Source organism: Nocardiopsis sp. NPDC101807, from assembly GCF_044766605.1.
Lineage (GTDB): Bacteria > Actinomycetota > Actinomycetes > Streptosporangiales > Streptosporangiaceae > Nocardiopsis > Nocardiopsis tropica.
The window spans coordinates 407,939-424,115 of record NZ_JBIWMK010000007.1 but is presented as its reverse complement, the minus strand read 5'-3'; the positions used below and the strand labels follow the sequence as shown (position 1 = coordinate 424,115).

General features: G+C 73.6%; 16 protein-coding genes and 2 tRNA genes. 13 read left to right on the top strand and 5 right to left on the bottom strand.

Going from position 1 to position 16,177, the window contains the following annotated elements:
* Positions 1–42: 42 nt before the first annotated feature.
* On the top strand, positions 43–642 hold the full coding sequence (locus ACIRPH_RS23210) for a TetR/AcrR family transcriptional regulator (RefSeq protein ID WP_402917617.1): 600 nt from the start codon (positions 43–45) through the stop codon (positions 640–642).
* A gap of 49 nt (positions 643–691) precedes the next feature.
* Here the strand turns inward: ACIRPH_RS23210 and ACIRPH_RS23205 are convergent, their stop codons facing one another.
* The gene (locus tag ACIRPH_RS23205; protein WP_267950283.1) at positions 692–985 is read right to left on the bottom strand and encodes a co-chaperone GroES; all 294 of its coding nucleotides are present in this window, start codon (positions 983–985) and stop codon (positions 692–694) included.
* Positions 986–1,139: 154 nt separating this feature from the next.
* Here ACIRPH_RS23205 and ACIRPH_RS23200 point away from each other — a divergent pair.
* The 4 genes from ACIRPH_RS23200 (at position 1,140) to ACIRPH_RS23185 (ending at position 4,436) form a co-directional block, all read left to right on the top strand.
* A tRNA-Ala gene (locus tag ACIRPH_RS23200) sits at positions 1,140–1,212 on the top strand.
* A 518-nt stretch (positions 1,213–1,730) separates the two neighbouring features.
* A complete protein-coding gene (locus ACIRPH_RS23195) occupies positions 1,731–3,116 on the top strand; it encodes a CoA transferase (RefSeq protein ID WP_402917614.1) in 1,386 nt (461 codons plus the stop codon).
* 154 nt (positions 3,117–3,270) lie between these two features.
* The gene (locus ACIRPH_RS23190) at positions 3,271–4,137 is read left to right on the top strand and encodes an SRPBCC domain-containing protein (RefSeq protein ID WP_402917611.1); all 867 of its coding nucleotides are present in this window, start codon (positions 3,271–3,273) and stop codon (positions 4,135–4,137) included.
* Entirely contained in the window at positions 4,134–4,436 is a 303-nt protein-coding gene (locus ACIRPH_RS23185) for an ArsR/SmtB family transcription factor (protein WP_402917608.1), read from the top strand. The genes ACIRPH_RS23190 and ACIRPH_RS23185 overlap by 4 nt, the downstream gene beginning before the upstream one ends.
* Here the strand turns inward: ACIRPH_RS23185 and ACIRPH_RS23180 are convergent.
* Positions 4,414–4,620, bottom strand: a complete 207-nt coding sequence (locus tag ACIRPH_RS23180) for a hypothetical protein (RefSeq protein ID WP_402917605.1) — start codon at positions 4,618–4,620, stop codon at positions 4,414–4,416. The genes ACIRPH_RS23185 and ACIRPH_RS23180 overlap by 23 nt on opposite strands.
* A 190-nt stretch (positions 4,621–4,810) precedes the next feature.
* Here ACIRPH_RS23180 and ACIRPH_RS23175 point away from each other — a divergent pair.
* The 4 genes from ACIRPH_RS23175 (at position 4,811) to ACIRPH_RS23160 (ending at position 8,374) form a co-directional block, all read left to right on the top strand.
* A tRNA-Ala gene (locus ACIRPH_RS23175) sits at positions 4,811–4,883 on the top strand.
* A gap of 448 nt (positions 4,884–5,331) precedes the next feature.
* On the top strand, positions 5,332–5,703 hold the full coding sequence (locus ACIRPH_RS23170) for an ArsR/SmtB family transcription factor (RefSeq protein ID WP_402917603.1): 372 nt from the start codon (positions 5,332–5,334) through the stop codon (positions 5,701–5,703).
* Entirely contained in the window at positions 5,696–6,169 is a 474-nt protein-coding gene (locus ACIRPH_RS23165) for an SRPBCC family protein (RefSeq protein WP_402917600.1), read from the top strand. Before ACIRPH_RS23170 ends, ACIRPH_RS23165 begins: the two co-directional genes overlap by 8 nt.
* Before the next feature lie 96 nt (positions 6,170–6,265).
* Positions 6,266–8,374, top strand: coding sequence for an ATP-dependent DNA helicase (locus tag ACIRPH_RS23160; RefSeq protein ID WP_402917597.1), 2,109 nt, complete (start codon positions 6,266–6,268; stop codon positions 8,372–8,374).
* Between the two features lie 105 nt (positions 8,375–8,479).
* On the opposite strand, the gene ACIRPH_RS23155 is transcribed toward ACIRPH_RS23160, so the two are convergent.
* Both ACIRPH_RS23155 and ACIRPH_RS23150 read right to left on the bottom strand, forming a co-directional pair.
* Positions 8,480–9,007 carry a DUF6315 family protein gene (locus ACIRPH_RS23155; protein ID WP_402917594.1) on the bottom strand — a complete coding sequence of 176 codons (528 nt, stop codon included), beginning with the start codon at positions 9,005–9,007 and terminating at the stop codon, positions 8,480–8,482.
* A 174-nt stretch (positions 9,008–9,181) separates the two neighbouring features.
* Positions 9,182–9,529 (bottom strand): hypothetical protein, encoded by a 348-nt coding sequence (locus ACIRPH_RS23150; RefSeq protein ID WP_402917591.1) that lies wholly within the window; start codon positions 9,527–9,529, stop codon positions 9,182–9,184.
* 220 nt (positions 9,530–9,749) lie between these two features.
* Between ACIRPH_RS23150 and ACIRPH_RS23145 the strand changes: the two genes are divergently transcribed.
* Positions 9,750–11,294 (top strand): hypothetical protein, encoded by a 1,545-nt coding sequence (locus ACIRPH_RS23145; protein ID WP_402917588.1) that lies wholly within the window; start codon positions 9,750–9,752, stop codon positions 11,292–11,294.
* Between the two features lie 215 nt (positions 11,295–11,509).
* On the opposite strand, the gene ACIRPH_RS23140 is transcribed toward ACIRPH_RS23145, so the two are convergent.
* Positions 11,510–12,343 (bottom strand): glutamate racemase, encoded by an 834-nt coding sequence (locus tag ACIRPH_RS23140; protein WP_402917586.1) that lies wholly within the window; start codon positions 12,341–12,343, stop codon positions 11,510–11,512.
* 243 nt (positions 12,344–12,586) lie between these two features.
* On the opposite strand from ACIRPH_RS23140, the gene ACIRPH_RS23135 reads away from it, so the two are divergent.
* The 3 genes from ACIRPH_RS23135 (at position 12,587) to ACIRPH_RS23125 (ending at position 16,040) form a co-directional block, all read left to right on the top strand.
* The gene (locus ACIRPH_RS23135) at positions 12,587–14,038 is read left to right on the top strand and encodes an FAD-binding oxidoreductase (RefSeq protein WP_402917584.1); all 1,452 of its coding nucleotides are present in this window, start codon (positions 12,587–12,589) and stop codon (positions 14,036–14,038) included.
* 60 nt (positions 14,039–14,098) lie between these two features.
* Positions 14,099–15,385 carry a class I SAM-dependent methyltransferase gene (locus ACIRPH_RS23130; protein WP_402917581.1) on the top strand — a complete coding sequence of 429 codons (1,287 nt, stop codon included), beginning with the start codon at positions 14,099–14,101 and terminating at the stop codon, positions 15,383–15,385.
* 154 nt (positions 15,386–15,539) lie between these two features.
* Positions 15,540–16,040, top strand: a complete 501-nt coding sequence (locus ACIRPH_RS23125; RefSeq protein ID WP_402917578.1) for a hypothetical protein — start codon at positions 15,540–15,542, stop codon at positions 16,038–16,040.
* Positions 16,041–16,177 lie beyond the last annotated feature (137 nt).

Sequence of the window (16,177 nt, the reverse complement as noted above, 5' to 3'; positions counted from 1 at the left end):
CGATTATTGTCAAGCAAGTACCGACAAGCTTAGGATGAGGGCATGGTGAACAGCGCTCCCTCAGAGGAAGAGACGAGGACACGCGCGCGCACCCGGCGCGCGATCCTCGAAGCGGCCGTCCAGGTCCTCGGCGAGAACTCCGCGGCCCCCCTGTCGCAGGTCGCCAGGGCCGCGGGGGTCGCCCGCAGCACCCTCCAGCGCTACTTCCCCGAACGCGCCGACCTGACCAACGCCCTGGGGGAGTACGCCGACGAGCTGATCACCGAGGCCATGCAGCGGGCGCGCACCACCGAGGGGACCGGCCTGGAGGCCTTCCGGCGCCTCGTGCCGGAGTACTTCGCGCTCCAGAAGGTGGTCATGCTGGCCTTCGGGCAGGAGGAGGACTTCACCGAGGATGCCGAGGAGGAGTGCGGGGAGGCCGACCTCGCGCTCACCGCCCTCATCGAACGCGGGCACGCCGACGGCAGCATCGACCCCGCGATCTCCGCGAGCTGGATGCAGCAGTTCCTGTGGGCGGGGCTCTACTCCGGGTGGTCCTACGTCAACACAGGGGAGGCCTCCGCGTACGAGGCGCTCAACCTCTGCGTGCTCTCCCTGGAGAAGGTGGCCGCGAACCCGGCGACCAACGGCGGACGCGGCTGACGTCCGCCGGCCGGGCGCCCGGCCCCCGGCGCGGGGGAGGGAGGGCGGGTCACAGGTACAGGCCGGTGCCCCGCTCCGGGGCCTCGTTGGCGACGGCGTGCACGTCGCGCTCGCGCAGGATCACGTAGCGCTCGCCGTTCAGCTCGACCTCGCCCTGCTCCTCCGGGTCGAAGAGCACGCGGTCCCCGGTCTTCACGTGCCGGGCGCCGGTCCCGGCGCCGACGACCTCCCCCCACGCGAGCCTGGTCGCCAGCTTCACCGTGTCCGGGATGACCAGACCGGCGCTGCTGCGCCGCTCGCTCCGGTCCACGACCGTCCGCACGAGGAGGCGGTCGTGGAGCATCTGGATCTCAAGCTTTGATTCGGCCACGACCCCAGGGTATTCAACCCCGCCCACGGCTATCCACCGGCCGCTCTCCCGCCCCGGCGTCCCGACCTGCCCCGGACCTCCGGTACAGTACTTCTATCGCCGAGCGGGGAAACCGCCCGGCACACCAGGGGCTATGGCGCAGTTGGTAGCGCGCCTCCATGGCATGGAGGAGGTCTGGGGTTCGAATCCCCATAGCTCCACGCGACTCTGGGACGACCCTGCTCGGGGGCCTTCGGCCTCCTCGCGGGGTCGTCTTCGTCATGCCTGCCGGGGGGAGACCCCCCGAACCCCCCGGGGTGACCCCCTGTGGCTGGGGTAGTGGTGGTCGGTGGGGCGGTGGTGCCGGGCCTGCCGACGGGGGAGCCCGTCCGGTCGTGGTGATTTCCCGTACCGGCGGGCTGTGTTCTGCGGGACGATCCTGCTCGGGGGCCTTCGGCCTCCTCGCGGGGTCGTCTTCGTCATGTCTGCCGGGGGGAGACCCCCCGAACCCCCCGAGGCGCCCCCCTGTGGCTGGGGTGGCGGTGGTCGGCGGGGCGGTGGTGCCGGGCCTGTCGACGGGGGAGTCCGTCGTTCGGCCGAGGGCCCTGCCCGGCGGTCCTCGTCCGCCTCGACCCCCACCGCGCACCCGGGCACGGTTCCGTCGATGCGGCGGGGTCCGGCACCGCGCCCCGGAGCCCCTCCCGTACGGTGGTGAGCCTTCCGGAGGAAGGGACGGTCGATGGACGGTGGACACGACGATGCGGACGACGTCACCCGGGCCGTGGCGGAGGACATCCTGGGGTCGGGCCGGGGTCCCTCGCGCGCAGGGCTGACGTTCACGGGAACGGGCGGACTCCCCTCGGTCTTTCCCGTCACGGAGCTCGCCGCCGCTTCCGTCGGCGCGGCCGGTGTCGCCGCCGCCGACCTGGCCTCGGCGGGCGACGGGCGCCGCCGGGAGGTCCGCGTCGACCGGCGCCTGGCCTCGATGTGGTTCGCGTGGTCCCTCCGCCCCACGGGGTGGCGGCCCCCCTCCCCGTGGGACGACGTCGCGGGCGACTACCGGACCGCCGACGGGTGGATCAGGCTCCACACCAACGCCGCCGCCCACCGTGAGGCGGCCCTACGCGTCCTCGGCGTCCCCGGCGGGCGGGACCGGGTGCGGCGGGCCGTCGCCGGATGGGACGGGGCCGAACTGGAGTCCCGTGTCGTCCGAGCCGGGGGCTGCGCGGCCGTGATGCGCTCGACGGCCGCGTGGGCCTCCGGTGAGCAGGGACGGAGCGTGGCCCGCGAACCGCTCATCGCCTGGGAGGACGGCGACCGGTCGGAGGCGGCGCCGGTCCTCGCGGGCGGGGCGCGCCCGCTGGAGGGCGTGCGCGTCCTCGACCTCACCCGGGTCCTGGCGGGTCCCGTGGCGACGAGGTTCCTGGCGCTGCTGGGGGCCGACGTCCTGCGCGTGGACCCGCCCTGGTGGGACGAGCCCGGACTGGTCCCCGAGGTCATGCTCGGCAAGAGGTCCGCCCGGCTCGACCTGCGCGAAGCGGGCCCGCGCGGGCTCCTGCTGGAACTGCTGGGGCGGTGCGACGTCCTCGTGCACGGCTACCGACCCGGCGCCCTCGACCGGATGGGCCTCGGCGCGGACGTCCGTCGCAGGGTGCGACCGGGGCTGGTCGAGGTCGGCCTCGACGCCTACGGCTGGACCGGCCCCTGGAGGGCGAGGCGCGGATTCGACAGCCTGGTGCAGATGAGCACCGGCATCGCCGACGCCGCCATGCGCGAAGGCGGGCTGGACGCTCCGAAGCCGCTGCCGGTCCAGGCGCTGGACCACGGGACCGGGTACCTGATGGCCTACGCGGCGCTGGAAGGGCTGAGGCGGCGGATCGGCACCGGTCACGGCTCCCTCGCCCGGCTGTCCCTGGCGCGCACGGCCCTCCTCCTCGCCGGGCGCCGGGGTACGGGCGACCACGGCCCGCTCGCCCCGGAGGGCGACGGCGACCTCGCCCCGGGGGTCGAGGACACGTCGTGGGGGCCGGCCCGCCGGCTCCGGATGCCGCTGGAGGTGGAGGGCGTGGTCCTCGCGGCGCCGAGGCCGGCGGGGGACCTGGGGTCGGGCGGGGCACGGTGGTGACCGGCCCGCCCGAGGACGCGCCCGCGGCCGACCGCCGCCCCGGGGCCGGCCAGGGCGGGCGGCCGTCCTGACAGACCCCACGTGCAACCGGAGGGTTGCTCCCGAAGGGCATTAATGCAACCATGGTGTTGCACATGCGACGAGGGAGGGTGTCATGGACGGGATTTCGGACCGGATCGAACGAGAGGTGGACATCGCGGCGTCGGCGCGCCGCGTCTGGGAGCTGGTGTCACGCCCGGGATGGTTCATCAACGACGGAGCGGTCGTCGACCACGTGATCGAGCAGGACGGCGACGTCAGCGTCGTGCGCGACCCGGTCCACGGCGACTCCCGCATACGCACCGAGAGGCTCGACCCGCCCGGCTACGCGGCGTTCCGCTGGCTGGGCGGCGAGGAAGGCGGGTCGACCCTGGTCGAGTTCTGGATCGAGGAACTCGAGGCGGGCGGCGTGACCCTGCGGGTGGCCGAGAGCGGATTCTCCTCGCTGGGCGGCACGGAGGCCGCGCGGCGCCGGCGCGTCGAGGAGAACACCCGGGGCTGGGAGGAGGAGCTCGGCGCCGCGCGCTCCTTCCTGGACGCCTCGACCGTCGAGCGCTCCGTCCACGTCGGGGTGGCGCCCGAACGGCTCTGGCCGGTGCTGACCCGGCCCGAGCACTCCGCGGCCTGGTACGCCTTCGGCGGGGCGGAATTCGAGGCCGTGCCGGGCGCCCCCATGGAGCTGCGCCGGGACGAGCACGGCACCTTCCGGGGAAGGGTCGTCGCGGTGGACGAGCCCTCGGAGTTCGCCTACCGGATCGCCGCCGAGCCGGACACCGACCCCGGTGAGGGTGTCGGCACGCTGGTGACGATGACGGTGAGGAAGTCGGGGGGCGGCTCGCTGCTCACGGTCTCCCAGAGCGGCTTCGACACCCTGCACCCGCGCTTCGGGACGGTCTCCGACAACGTCGCGCGGGAGGAGGAGGGATGGGCCGGGGGGCTCGCCGCCCTGACGGCGCACCTCTCGGGAGCGGTGGCTCCGTGAACGCCACCGTCTTCGCCGCGCTGGGCGACGAGACCCGCTGGAGCATCCTCGTGAGCCTGGCTCGCGAACCCGCCTCCGCCTCGGCGCTGGCCGGCGAGCTGCCCGTGAGCCGGCAGGCCGTCGTCAAGCACCTGGACGTGCTGCGCTCCGTGGGGCTGGTGGAGTCGGAACGGCGCGGCCGGGAGGTCGTGCACCGGCCGATCGGCTCACGGCTCAGCGAGCTCGGCCGCGACCTCCAGCGCGTCGGAGCGGCCTGGGAGAACAGGCTGGACCGGATCAGGGAGATCGCGGAGTCCTGACCCGTTCGTCGACGAAGGCGAGGAGGGCCGGATCGTCGGAGACCAGGCGGTCCACCTCCTCGCCCCCGTCGCACCTGCACAGGGCCACCGTCACCCGGGAGGGGGAGCGGTCCACCACGCGCCACACGGCGCCGTGGTCCTCCCATCGGGTCAGGACCTCCACCGGGTTCCGTTCGTCGTTCATGGCGCCATCATGCCCGGGAGCCGGGGCCCGACCCCCTTCCGCGCGTGCCCGATTCCCGGGGTGGTGGGGTGCTCCGGGAATCGGAGGCCGTGCACGCCCCCGTGACGCGCCGTGTGGGCCGCCCGACACCTCGCATGTTCACCCCACCCTTCCGCGTCCGATAGAATCGAACCGTTGCCGCACGGCACACGGGGCTATGGCGCAGTTGGTAGCGCGCCTCCATGGCATGGAGGAGGTCTGGGGTTCGAATCCCCATAGCTCCACGCGACTCTGGGACGACCCTGCTCGGAGGCCTTCGGCCTCCTCGCAGGGTCGTCTTCGTCATGCCTGCCGGGGGGAGACCCCCGAACCCCCCGGGGAGACCCCCGAACCCCCCGGGGTGACCCCCTGTGGCTGGGGTAGTGGTGATCGGTGGGGCGGCGGTGCCGGGCCTGCCGACGGGGGAGTCTGCCTGTCGCGACGTTTTCCTGTGCACAGGTCTTGCTGTCCCGCATTCTCTGGGACGACCCTGCTCGGGGGCCTTCGGCCTCCTCGCAGGGTCGTCTTCGTCATGCCTGCCGGGGGGAGACCCCCGAACCCCCCGAGGCACCCCCTTGGGGGCGGTTCCTGCCGCTCGGCGGCCCTCCGGGGCTCTCCCCACCTCTTGACCCGGGGTGTGGCCTGAGTCATAATCAACATATCGGTTGATCAACGAGAAAGTTGAATGCGCAGATGGCGAGTGACCCCCTGAGCCTCACGTTCGCGGCGCTGGCGGATCCGACCCGCCGGGCGCTGCTGGCGCGGCTCGCGGAGGGCGAGGCGACCGTCAACGACCTGGCGGAGCCGTTCCCCATCAGCCTCCAGGCGGTGTCCAGACACCTGAAGGTCCTGGAGAGGGCCGGCCTGGTCAGCCGAGGACGGGACGCGCAGTGGCGCCCCTGCCGACTGGAGACCGCGCCCCTGGAGCAGGCGTCGGTGTGGATCGGGCGCTACCACGACCAGTGGGAGGAGCGCTTCGACCGGCTGGACGAGGAGATCCGCCGCATCCAGGATGCGCAGGGAGCCGGAGACCGCAGCACCGAGGGAGAGAAGACCCATGAGTGACCTCACCGTGACCGTCGAGCCCGGTCGCCAGGACATCGTCGTCACCCGCACCTTCGACGCGCCCAGGGACGTGGTGTTCAAGGCCATGACCGAACCGGAGCACCTGGCCCGGTGGTGGGGGCTGGACGAGACCGACACGGTCGTCGACCGGGCCGAGGCGCGTCCCGGCGGCACCTGGCGGTTCGTCGAGAAGGCCGCCGGCGGCGAGGAGTACGCCTTCCACGGGGTCTTCCACGACGTGGTCGCCCCCGAGCGCATCGTGCAGACCTTCGAGTTCGAGGGGATGCCGGGCCACGTGGCGATGGACACCCACATGCTGGAGGAGAAGGACGGCCGCACCCTCTACCGGGCGATCTCCGTGTTCCAGACCGTCGAGGACCGCGACGGCATGGTCAGCTCGGGCATGGAGGAAGGGCTGGCCCAGTCGCTGGACGCCCTGGAGAGGCTCGCCCGCGGCCTCGCCTGACGTCCGCCGGACCGGTCGGCCGGGCCCCGGAGGGCCCGGCCGATCCCGCCTGTGGACGGAGCCCGTCCTGTCCCCACGGCCCGGTACTGTCGATCCGTGGCAGATCTTCCCGACGTTGCGACCCTGCTCGACGCCGCCGTCACCGCTCTCGGCGGCAGCCGCCGCGAGGGCCAGACGACCATGGCCGACGCCGTGGCCGCGGCGGTCGACCAACGCGAGCACCTGGTGGTCCAGGCCGGCACCGGCACCGGCAAGTCCCTGGCGTACCTGGTACCCGCGGTCAGACACGCGATGGACCGGAAGAACACCGTGGTGGTCTCCACCGCCACCATCGCCCTCCAGAACCAGCTCATCGACCGGGACCTGCCGCGCCTGGCCGGGGCGCTGTCCCCGCTGCTGTCGCGCGAGCCCACGTTCGCCGTGCTGAAGGGCCGCCGCAACTACCTGTGCCGCAACCGGCTCCAGACCGCGGACGAGGACGCGGAGGACGCCGAGCTGTTCGACCCCCGGCAGCTCTCCTCCCTCGGCCGCCAGGTGGCCCGCCTGCACGAGTGGGCGGAGGAGACCGTCACCGGCGACCGCGACGAACTCGTCCCCGGCGTCAGCGACCTCGCCTGGCGGCAGGTGTCCGTGGGCGCCAACGAGTGCATGGGGGCCCGGATCTGCCCCTTCGGGCAGGAGTGCTTCGCGGAGTTCGCACGCGAGGCCACCCAGGGCGTGGACGTGGTGGTCACCAACCACGCCATGCTCTCCATCGACATGGCGCAGGGCCGGCACATCCTGCCCGAGCACGACACGATCATGATCGACGAGGCGCACGAGCTCGTGGACCGGGCGACCTCCGTGTCCACCGGCAGCCTGAGCGAGCGCGTCGTCAACACCGCGGCCAAGCGCGCCGCCCGCCTGGTCGAGCCCGGTATCAGCGAGCGCCTCACGGAGTGCGCCGACGGGCTCGCCCTGATGTTCACCGAGTCGCCCGACGGCCGCCTGGACCACATCGACGACGCCCTGGCCAACGCGGTCGCGGCCACCCGCGACGCCGCCTCCGCCTGCGTCACCGCCATCGGGCCCTCGCCCGGCGAGCTCGACCCCGACGGCGCCAGCGACCGCCGCCTGGCCCTGGCCGCGCTCGAAGAGGTGCGCGAGACCGCCGTACGCGTGCTGGAGTCCTACGAACCCGCCCTGCGCGACCGCACCGAGGTCGTGTGGCTCACCAGGGCCCCGGGCCGCCAGCCCGCCCTCAACGTCGCCCCGCTCGCCGTCGGCGGGCTGCTGCGGGAGAAGCTCTTCGGGGACCGGACCGTCGTGCTGACCTCGGCCACCCTCACCCTCGGCGGTTCCTTCACCTCCCTGGCCAACCAGTGGGGCCTGGGCCGCGAGGTCACCCGGGAGGCCGCGGAGCGGGCCGCCGCGGGCGCCCCCGGGGCGACGCGGGCGCAGACCGGTGACGGGGACGCCGCGGCCGCCGGCCCGGACGAGGACGACGACGGCCCCCACCGCGCGGCGGGGGAGCCCCGCTGGCGAGCGCTGGACGTCGGGTCGCCCTTCGAGCACGCCCGCAGCGGCATCCTGTACGTGGCCACCCACCTGCCGCCGCCCGGGCGCGACGGGCTCGCCCCCTCCTACCTCGACGAGATCGCCGAGCTCATCGAGGCCGCCGACGGTCGGGCCCTGGGCCTCTTCTCCTCCATGCGGGCCGCCCAGCAGGCCGGCGACGAGCTCAGGGACCGGCTCGACCAGCCGATCCTGTGCCAGGGGGAGGACTCCACCGGCCAGCTGGTCCGGCGGTTCGCCGAGGACGAGCGGTCCTGCCTGTTCGGCACCCTGTCGCTGTGGCAGGGCGTGGACGTGCCGGGCCCCTCCCTGTCGCTGGTGATTGTGGACCGCATCCCGTTCCCCCGTCCGGACGACCCCCTCGCCTCCGCCCGCCAGCGGGCCGTGGCCGCGCACGGCGGCAACGGGTTCCTGTCGGTGGCGGCCACCCACGCCGCGCTGCTGCTCGCCCAGGGCACCGGCCGGCTGCTGCGCTCCACCGACGACCGCGGGGTCATCGCGGTCCTGGACCCGCGTCTGGCCACCGCCCGCTACGGCGGCTTCCTGCGCGCCTCGCTGCCGCCCTACTGGGGCACCACGGACCCCGAGGTGGCCCGGTCGGCGCTGCGCCGGCTGTCCCGGCGGGACGCACCCGAGCCGGCCGCGGGCTGAGGGCCGCCGACCGTGCCTGCCCGCCGCGACGCGCGGCGGCCGGGCGCCCGGCCGCCGCGCGTCGCGACGGGGCCGTTGCGCGGTCCGGCGGTGGGGCCGGTCCGGTCAGCCCCGGGTGCGGTAGCCGAAGAGGCGGACCGCGTACGCGGGGGACTCGTCGTCCTCGGACTCCTGGATGAACCAGCGGTCGTCGTGCTCGCCGACCAGGAGCTCGTTCCACATCATGTCGATGAGCTTCAGGCGTGAGACCACGGACGACTCGGGGTCCAGGACGATGGAGTAGGCGTGGTCGGTCAGCCGCTGGGTGACCATGCCGACCGACTGGCCGTCCCAGATGGCGGGGACGGGGGCGTGGCCGACCTCGATCCCGCACAGCCGCAGCTGCTCCATCTCCTCGTCGAGGGCCTCCGCCGCGAGGGCGCCGTCCAGCCTGAGGGCGTCCTCCAGCTCGTCGCGGTCCTCGTCGGTGCGCAGATAGGCGTGGTAGGTGCGGTAGCCGCAGGTGCGGCACTTGCGCCAGACGACGCAGCGGGCCAGTCCGTAGGCCGACTGGGCCTCGCCCACACTCTGGTAGTCGCTCACCTCGCGCATCATGCCGCATTCGCAACACAGGGCCGTGAGATCCTGCTTCATCAGAGTCCCCCCTCCCAGGCGAGTATGCGACGAACGGAGCCCGTTAGGGAACCCGTTCGGAGAGGAAGTCGCGGCAAGGCCTCGTCATCAATGCCCAAAATGACCGGGTAGAGGGTTTCGGACACGTCCTCCCCGGTGTGTCGGTGTGGCGGGTCCTCCACCACCGGGCCGGCGCTACTCGTCCATCGTCAGACCGCGCTTGTTGCGCGCGCTCCAGTCGCGCATGCGCTGGGGGTAACCGACGATCTGCACGTCGTAGGCGGGGACGGCCAGGTCACGGGCGACCTTGCGGATCACCTCGGGGGAGCCGCAGCGGCGCCGGATCCACTCGCCGTCGGTGGCCACGGCGACGGCCGTGGTCCGGGTGGCGAACGTTTCGGGCTCGACGAAGAACTCCACTCCCACCCTGCTCTTCGAGAACTCGATCAGCGCCTTGATGTCCGAATCCTCGGAGGCCCGGTCGAAACGGGCCTTGCCCTTGCGGTTGGCCTTGCGGAGTCCGAAGCGGTCTCGCCATCCCATCGGCGCTCATGTCCCCTCAGGTACTGCTGCGGGTGGTGTGCGGAGCGGGGGCCCTGTCCGGTCCCCCCGGGGCCGCGGTGCCCCAGAGTCTATCCGGCCCAAACGACACGGATCGGGCGTGCGGGCCCCGCCCGGCACCGGTCTCACGCGTTTTCCGGACAGTCCTGTCACCACGCTGCTACGTTCTGTTCTCACGCGGCACCATCAGGGGGAGAAGAGCATGCCGATGTGGACGTGGGCAGGGGAGACCTCCCGCCGGCTCAGGGCGGCGGGGCAGGACGAGCTGGCGGACGGGGTCACGGCGCTGCCCGTGCTCTGCGAGGCGGGGGACGCGGTCCGGGTGGAGGCCGTGGCCAGGTCGGCGATGCGCACCGCGCGCCGGCTCGTCGCCGAGGCGGGGGGCGCGCAGGCCGCGGTGCCGGGGGTCTTCGGGCCGCCGACCCTGTTCTTCCTCGCGCACTGGCCCCTGGCCGTGCGGGTCGGGGTGCTCGCCGAGGGCAGGCGGGCCCTGGCCCAGGTGACAGCGGCCGCCGCCGACGAGCCGGCGCCGCACGAGCACGGCCCGCTGCCGGTGTCCCTCCAGGAGACGCTCGTGCGCTGCCACGCGAACGTGGACGCCCGGGGGACCACCGACCTGCGGCGCGACCTGCTGTCCACCCGCAGCCTGGCCGGCTGGGAGCGCACCCCGGCCTGGCCCGCCCTGACCCTGGCCCGCGTCAACCTGCTGATCGACGAGGACCTGGCCGACCGGGCGGAGACGGAGCTGCGGCGCTACGAGCACACCGCCACCGGGCCGGCCGTGCTCGGCGCCGACGGCGTCTTCACCCTCGTGCGGGCGCTGCGCCACCAGGACAAGCACACGCAGGCCCTGGAGGTCCTCGACCGGATGGAGGCGGAGCTCGCCCTGGACGCGGCGAACCCGCGCCGCGACGCCCTGCGCCGCCGCATCCGCTTCGAGCGGGCGCGGCTCCTCTCCTGGCTCACCAGGCTCGGCCAGTGCGCGCCCCGCGAGGCCATCGCCCCGCTCCCGACGGTCGAGGAGGCGGAGGCCCACCCGAGCCTGCGACTCGCCTGGGTGGAGGCCGTCGAGAACCTCGTCTGCCAGGGAGCCGTCCGCAACGACTGGCGGCTCGGGGTCCGGGTGACCACGTGGTCCCGCTACTTCGAGAGGGTCGGGGCGCCCCGCCGCGGCGCGGAGCTGGCCCTGGCCGCCGCCCGCCTGGCCGCCGGCCGCGGAGCCCGCTGGGTGGCGACCTGCTCCGCCCAGCGCGCGGAGAGGCTGATCGGGGAGCTGGGCCGCACCGACGAGATCCTGGGGGACCTGGTCGAGGCCCGCACGATGATCGGCGGGATCCCCCCGGTCGCCCCGGCGGCGCCCGCGGAGCAGATCCTCGCGTTCCTGCGTGCGCAGCCCTCGGAGCAGGTCGATCCCGAGTTCCAGGCCGAGCAGGTCAACGCGGCCCTGGAGAGCATCCCCCACGACACGCCGCTCCTCAGCGCGCTCGGCCAGGTCGGGCGCACCCTCATGCTGTCGGACGCCGCCACCGAGCCGCAGTGGAGGCACGTGCGCGAACAGCCCGGTGACCAGCGGGCGGCGCTGTCCCTCCTGGAGACGCTGCTCCACGACAACGACACCGCCGGCGTGCGCAACCTGGTGCGCACCCTCGCCGCCGGCGCCCTCAACAGCGGTCCCGACGCGGAGGCCGGGTTCGGTCCGGGCGCGGAACCCCCGGTCCTGGCCACCGCCCCCGGGGCGGCCTTCTAGGACGTGTTCCGCGGGTCGTTCCGGGCCCGCGCGCGCCGGTCCGCCTCGCGCGGGGCCGGCCGCGCGCCAACGGCCGGACCCGGGCCGGCCTTCGCCGCCCGTCCTGCGGGGGGCGGCCCCGCGACCGCTCGCGGTGGCCGGCACGAGCGCCGACCGGCCGAAGGACCCCACGGACCGGCCCCGGGCGCCGCCGAGGAGGACCCGCGGCGCGGAGCTCAGGCGGGCGCCGACCCCCCTGCGACCCCGGCCGCGGCGGGCTGGGCCCCGGCGATCGCGCGCCCGGCCGGGTAGGCGAGGGCGGAGGAGGGCAGCCGGGCGGGCCGCCCGCTGGCCAGCACCCGCACCAGGCCGGTACGGTTGCGGCCGTCGTCCGCGAGGGCGGGCCGGGCGGCCGCGTCGGCGACGCGCCGCAGTGTCTGCGCGGCCACGGCCCCGGCCGCGGTGAAGAGTTCGGCCCGGCCGCCCAGCGCGGCGGAGATCCGCTCGCCCACGAGGTCGTAGTGGGTGCAGCCCAGCACGACGCCGCGCACGTCCCCCGGTGTGAGGTCGGCGGCGTAGGCGACGGCGTCGGCGATGCGCCGGGGATCCGCCGACTCCACGGCCTCGGCGAGCCCGACGCAGGCGACCGGGGTCACGTCCACGCCGCCCGCGAAGGTCTCGATCAGCCGGCGCTGGTAGGCGCTGCGGGTGGTCGCCACGGTGGACCACACGGCGATGGGGCCTCCGCCCGCGGCCGCGGGTTTGATCGCGGGGACCGTACCGATCACCGGCACGTCCGGCTCGAACTCGGCGCGGAGCTCGGCCAGGCCGTGGACCGAGGCCGTGTTGCACGGTACGACCACCGCGTCCAGTCCCCGGCCGCCCGCGGCGCCCGACGCCGCGCGGGCCCCGGCCAGGGCGCGGGCGATCACCTCGTCCGGGGTCCGCCGCCCCCAGGGCATGTGGTCCGGATCCATCGCCAGGAACAGGTCGGCGTCCGGCCTGGCGGCGTGCAGGGCCGCCGCGGTCGAGAGCATGCCGATGCCGGAGTCTACGAGAGCGATACGCACGAACCCAGATCCTACGTCGTGCCCGCCTCCGGCCGCCCACACCGGCTCAGGGACGCCGAAGAACACGTGACCCGGACAACACCCCAGGTAGACGGACTTCTGGGAAGACACGATACAAATGGGGTGGCACAAGACCGTTACCGGTAGGTAGAACTGAGGAGATCGGCCCATCCCAGCCGCTCTCGGCGGCCAGGGCCGATCCGACCCACACTGTGCGTCGCCGACACCGGAACGGGAACTGGGATGACTCCTCAACAGCAGGGAACGGGCAGCGGTACCGCGGCCGGACGGCGGACGGGGTTCGCCGAGCACATAGCGGCGGTCCAGCGGATCCGCCGCGACTACCGGGCGCTTCCGCAGGACGCGCCGGTCCGGCTGGCCAAACCCACCTCCAACCTGTTCCGGTTCCGGGAGCCCTCCTCCGCCCCGGCCCTGGACGCCTCCGGCTTCACCGGCGTCATCGCCATCGACCCGGTCGAGCGCCTCGCCGACGTCGGCGGCATGACCACCTACGAGGACCTCGTCGCGGCGACCCTCCCGCACGGGCTGATGCCGACCGTCGTCCCCCAACTGCGCACCATCACCCTGGGGGGCGCCGTCACCGGCATGGGGATCGAGTCCTCCTCCTTCCGCAACGGCCTCCCGCACGAGGGCGTCCAGGAGATGGAGATCCTCACCGCCGCGGGCGACGTCGTCACCGCCACCCGGGACAACGAGCACAGCGACCTGTTCCACGGCTTCCCCAACTCCTACGGCACGCTCGGCTACGGCCTGCGCCTGCGCATCGAGCTCGAACCCGCGTCCCCCTACGTGCACCTGCGCCACCTGCGCTTCCACGGAGCCGCCGAGGCCATGGACGCGCTCGCCCGGATCTGCGAGGACCTGGAGCACGAGGGCCAGCCGGTCGACTTCGTGGACGGGGTGGCCTTCGGGCCCGGCGAGCTGTACCTCACCCTGGCCCGCTTCACCGACCAGGCGCCCTGGACCAGCGACTACACCGGGAACGACATCTACTACCGGTCCATCCGGCGCCACGCGGGCCGCGGCCCGGGCGACTACCTCACCCTCCACGACTATTTGTGGCGCTGGGACACCGACTGGTTCTGGTGCTCGCGCGCCTTCGGCGCCCAGCACCCGCTCGTGCGCCCCCTGTGGCCGCGCTCCCTGAAGCGCTCCGACGTGTACCGCAGGCTGGTCGCCTGGGACCGGCGGACCGACTTCTTCCGGCTCCTCACCCACTACCGGGGCAAGCGCCCCCAGGAACCCCTGATCCAGGACGTCGAGGTCGGCGTCGAGCGGGGGGCCGAGTTCCTGGACTTCTTCCACTCCGAGATCGGCATGTCCCCGGTCTGGATGTGCCCCCTCCGGCTCCGCGAGCCCCGGCGGCCCGAACTGGGGGAGGGCGAGCACATCTGGCCGCTCTACCCCCTGGAGGACGGCCGCCTCTACGTGAACTTCGGCTTCTGGGGGCTCGTCGACATGAAACCGAACCAGCGCCGCGCCCACCACAACCGGCTCGTCGAGGAGCGCGTCGCCGACCTGGGCGGACACAAGTCCCTGTACTCGGACTCCTTCTACGGCGAGGACGAGTTCCGGCGGCTCTACAACGGTCCCGCGTACTCCGCGCTCAAGGAGGCGTACGACCCCGGGGGGCGGCTGCTGGACCTGTACGCCAAGTGCGTGCGCAACCGCTGACACCACAGGGGCGCGGTCCGCGGGGACGGACCGCCTCCGAGAGAGGTAAGGACAGAGAGCATGCGTCTTGCCGAGATCTTCGAGCGCGTCGTCGGACCTGACGCGCCCCTCCGGTTCACCGCCTACGACGGCAGCAGCGCAGGCGACCCGAACAGCGGCGTCGCCCTGCACGTGCGGACACCGGTCGCCGTCAACTACCTGGCCCAGTCCCCGAACGGGCTCGGGCTGACCCGCGCGTACGTCTCCGGCCACCTGGAGCTGGAGGGCGACATGTACACCGCCCTCAGACACATGGCGGACTTCGCCTTCGCCGAGGGGATCAACGTGTCCGCCCGCGACCTCGCCGAGATCGTCCGCTCCGTGGGCTGGGTCAAGTTCGTCAGCAGGGTGGCCCCGCCGCCGGAGGAGATGACCCGCGGCCGTCTGGCGACACGGGGCTGGCGCCACTCCAAGCAGCGGGACGCCGAGGCCATCCACCACCACTACGACGTCTCCAACGCGTTCTACGAACTGGTGCTGGGCCCGTCCATGACCTACACCTGCGCGGTCTTCGACGACGCGGACGGAGCCCTGGACAGGGTGGGGGAGGAGGACGGCGCGCTGGAGAGCGCCCAGTTCCGCAAGTACGCACTGGTCTCGCGCAAGCTCGGCCTGGAGCCGGGCATGCGCCTGCTCGACGTGGGCTGCGGCTGGGGCGGCATGGTCATGCACGCCGCCCGGGAGCACGGGGTCCGCGCGCTCGGCGTCACCCTGTCCAAGGAGCAGGCCGAGTGGGCGGGCAAGAAGATCGCCCAGGAGGGGCTGTCGGAGCTCGCCGAGGTCCGGCACATGGACTACCGCGACGTCCCCGACGGCAGCTACGACCGGATCAGCTCCATCGGGCTGACCGAGCACATCGGCGCCAGGAACCTGGACGCCTACTTCGCCTCCCTGTACGCCAAGCTGGTCCCCGGGGGACGGCTGCTCAACCACTCCATCACCCGGCCGCGCAACAACCTCAGGCCGATGGACACCGGCGGCGTCATCAACCGGTACGTGTTCCCCGACGGGGAGCTGGAGGGGGCGGGCCGGATCCAGACCGCGATGAACGACGCGGGCTTCGAGATCCGCCACCAGGAGAACCTGCGCGAGCACTACGCGCTCACCCTCCGCCACTGGGGCGCCAACCTGGAACGCAACTGGGACGAGGCGGTCGCCGAGGTCGGCGAGGGCACGGCCCGGGTCTGGCGGCTCTACATGGCGGGGTCGGTGCTGGGGTTCGAGAGGGACGTGGTGCAGCTGCACCAGATCCTCGGGGTGAAACTGGACGGCACCGCCTCCCACATGCCCCTGCGCCCGGTGTTCTGACGCCGGCGCGGGCCCCGGCGCCCCGGGGCCCGCGCTGCCAGGGGCCCGTCGGCCCCTGTTCGCCGGAAGGGGATCCCGGCCTGTCCGGGGCTCCGCCGGGACCCGTTCGCGGCATCATGGACCCGAGCCCCACCACCCAGAAGGGACCACCACCGTGTCCTCAGAGTCATTCTCCGGACCATCCCACGATCCCCGCGACGGCCGCACACAGCCGCAGGAGACGCCGGACCGCGTCCGGCGGACCGCGATCGAGCTGATCGAGGCCTACGCGGACCGGGACCGGGAGGCGCTCGACGCGGTCGTCCCGCGCGCCGCCGACGACGTGGACGAGGTCCTGTCGGAACTGAAGGTCGTCGCCGCGTTCCTCGGCCGCAGGGTGCAGCAGACCGGCGTGGTGTGGAAGCCCGCCGACTCCCGCGAGGCCGTCGCCCGTACCGTCGCCGAGATGCTCCCGCCCGAACTGGAGTTCGCGGTCGCCACCGCGTGGGAGGCCCACTCGGTCGGTGAGGAGGAGGCCGCCGAGCGCTTCACCCGGGGCGACCCCATGGTCTACGTCCACATGCTCGCCGCGTTCGGCGCCGCCATCGGCCTGGCCGTCTACAAGCGCGCCGAACTCCTGTCCGTCCTGCGCCAGGTCACCGGACTGTCGGAGTAGGGCGACGACACGCGGGGCCGGGCCGCCGGGGGCGGAGGGGCCGGGCGTGCCGGGGGACGCGCGGTGAGCCGGTTCCCGGGCCCCGACCCCTAACGGGTCAGACACAAATCACAGTGGTTTACTTCACTGGAGGCCGT

Bases quoted from the DNA above. Each gene is read 5' to 3' on its own strand.
- ACIRPH_RS23190 (WP_402917611.1), top strand. From the start codon at position 3,271: ATGGACGGGATTTCGGACCGGATCGAACGAGAGGTGGACATCGCGGCG.
- ACIRPH_RS23195 (WP_402917614.1), top strand. From the start codon at position 1,731: ATGGACGGTGGACACGACGATGCGGACGACGTCACCCGGGCCGTGGCG.
- ACIRPH_RS23205 (WP_267950283.1), bottom strand. From the start codon at position 985: ATGCTCCACGACCGCCTCCTCGTGCGGACGGTCGTGGACCGGAGCGAG.
- ACIRPH_RS23150 (WP_402917591.1), bottom strand. From the start codon at position 9,529: ATGGGATGGCGAGACCGCTTCGGACTCCGCAAGGCCAACCGCAAGGGC.
- ACIRPH_RS23170 (WP_402917603.1), top strand. From the start codon at position 5,332: ATGGCGAGTGACCCCCTGAGCCTCACGTTCGCGGCGCTGGCGGATCCG.
- ACIRPH_RS23180 (WP_402917605.1), bottom strand. From the start codon at position 4,620: ATGAACGACGAACGGAACCCGGTGGAGGTCCTGACCCGATGGGAGGAC.
- ACIRPH_RS23135 (WP_402917584.1), top strand. From the start codon at position 12,587: ATGACTCCTCAACAGCAGGGAACGGGCAGCGGTACCGCGGCCGGACGG.
- ACIRPH_RS23210 (WP_402917617.1), top strand. From the start codon at position 43: ATGGTGAACAGCGCTCCCTCAGAGGAAGAGACGAGGACACGCGCGCGC.
- ACIRPH_RS23165 (WP_402917600.1), top strand. From the start codon at position 5,696: ATGAGTGACCTCACCGTGACCGTCGAGCCCGGTCGCCAGGACATCGTC.
- ACIRPH_RS23145 (WP_402917588.1), top strand. From the start codon at position 9,750: ATGCCGATGTGGACGTGGGCAGGGGAGACCTCCCGCCGGCTCAGGGCG.
- ACIRPH_RS23155 (WP_402917594.1), bottom strand. From the start codon at position 9,007: ATGAAGCAGGATCTCACGGCCCTGTGTTGCGAATGCGGCATGATGCGC.
- ACIRPH_RS23130 (WP_402917581.1), top strand. From the start codon at position 14,099: ATGCGTCTTGCCGAGATCTTCGAGCGCGTCGTCGGACCTGACGCGCCC.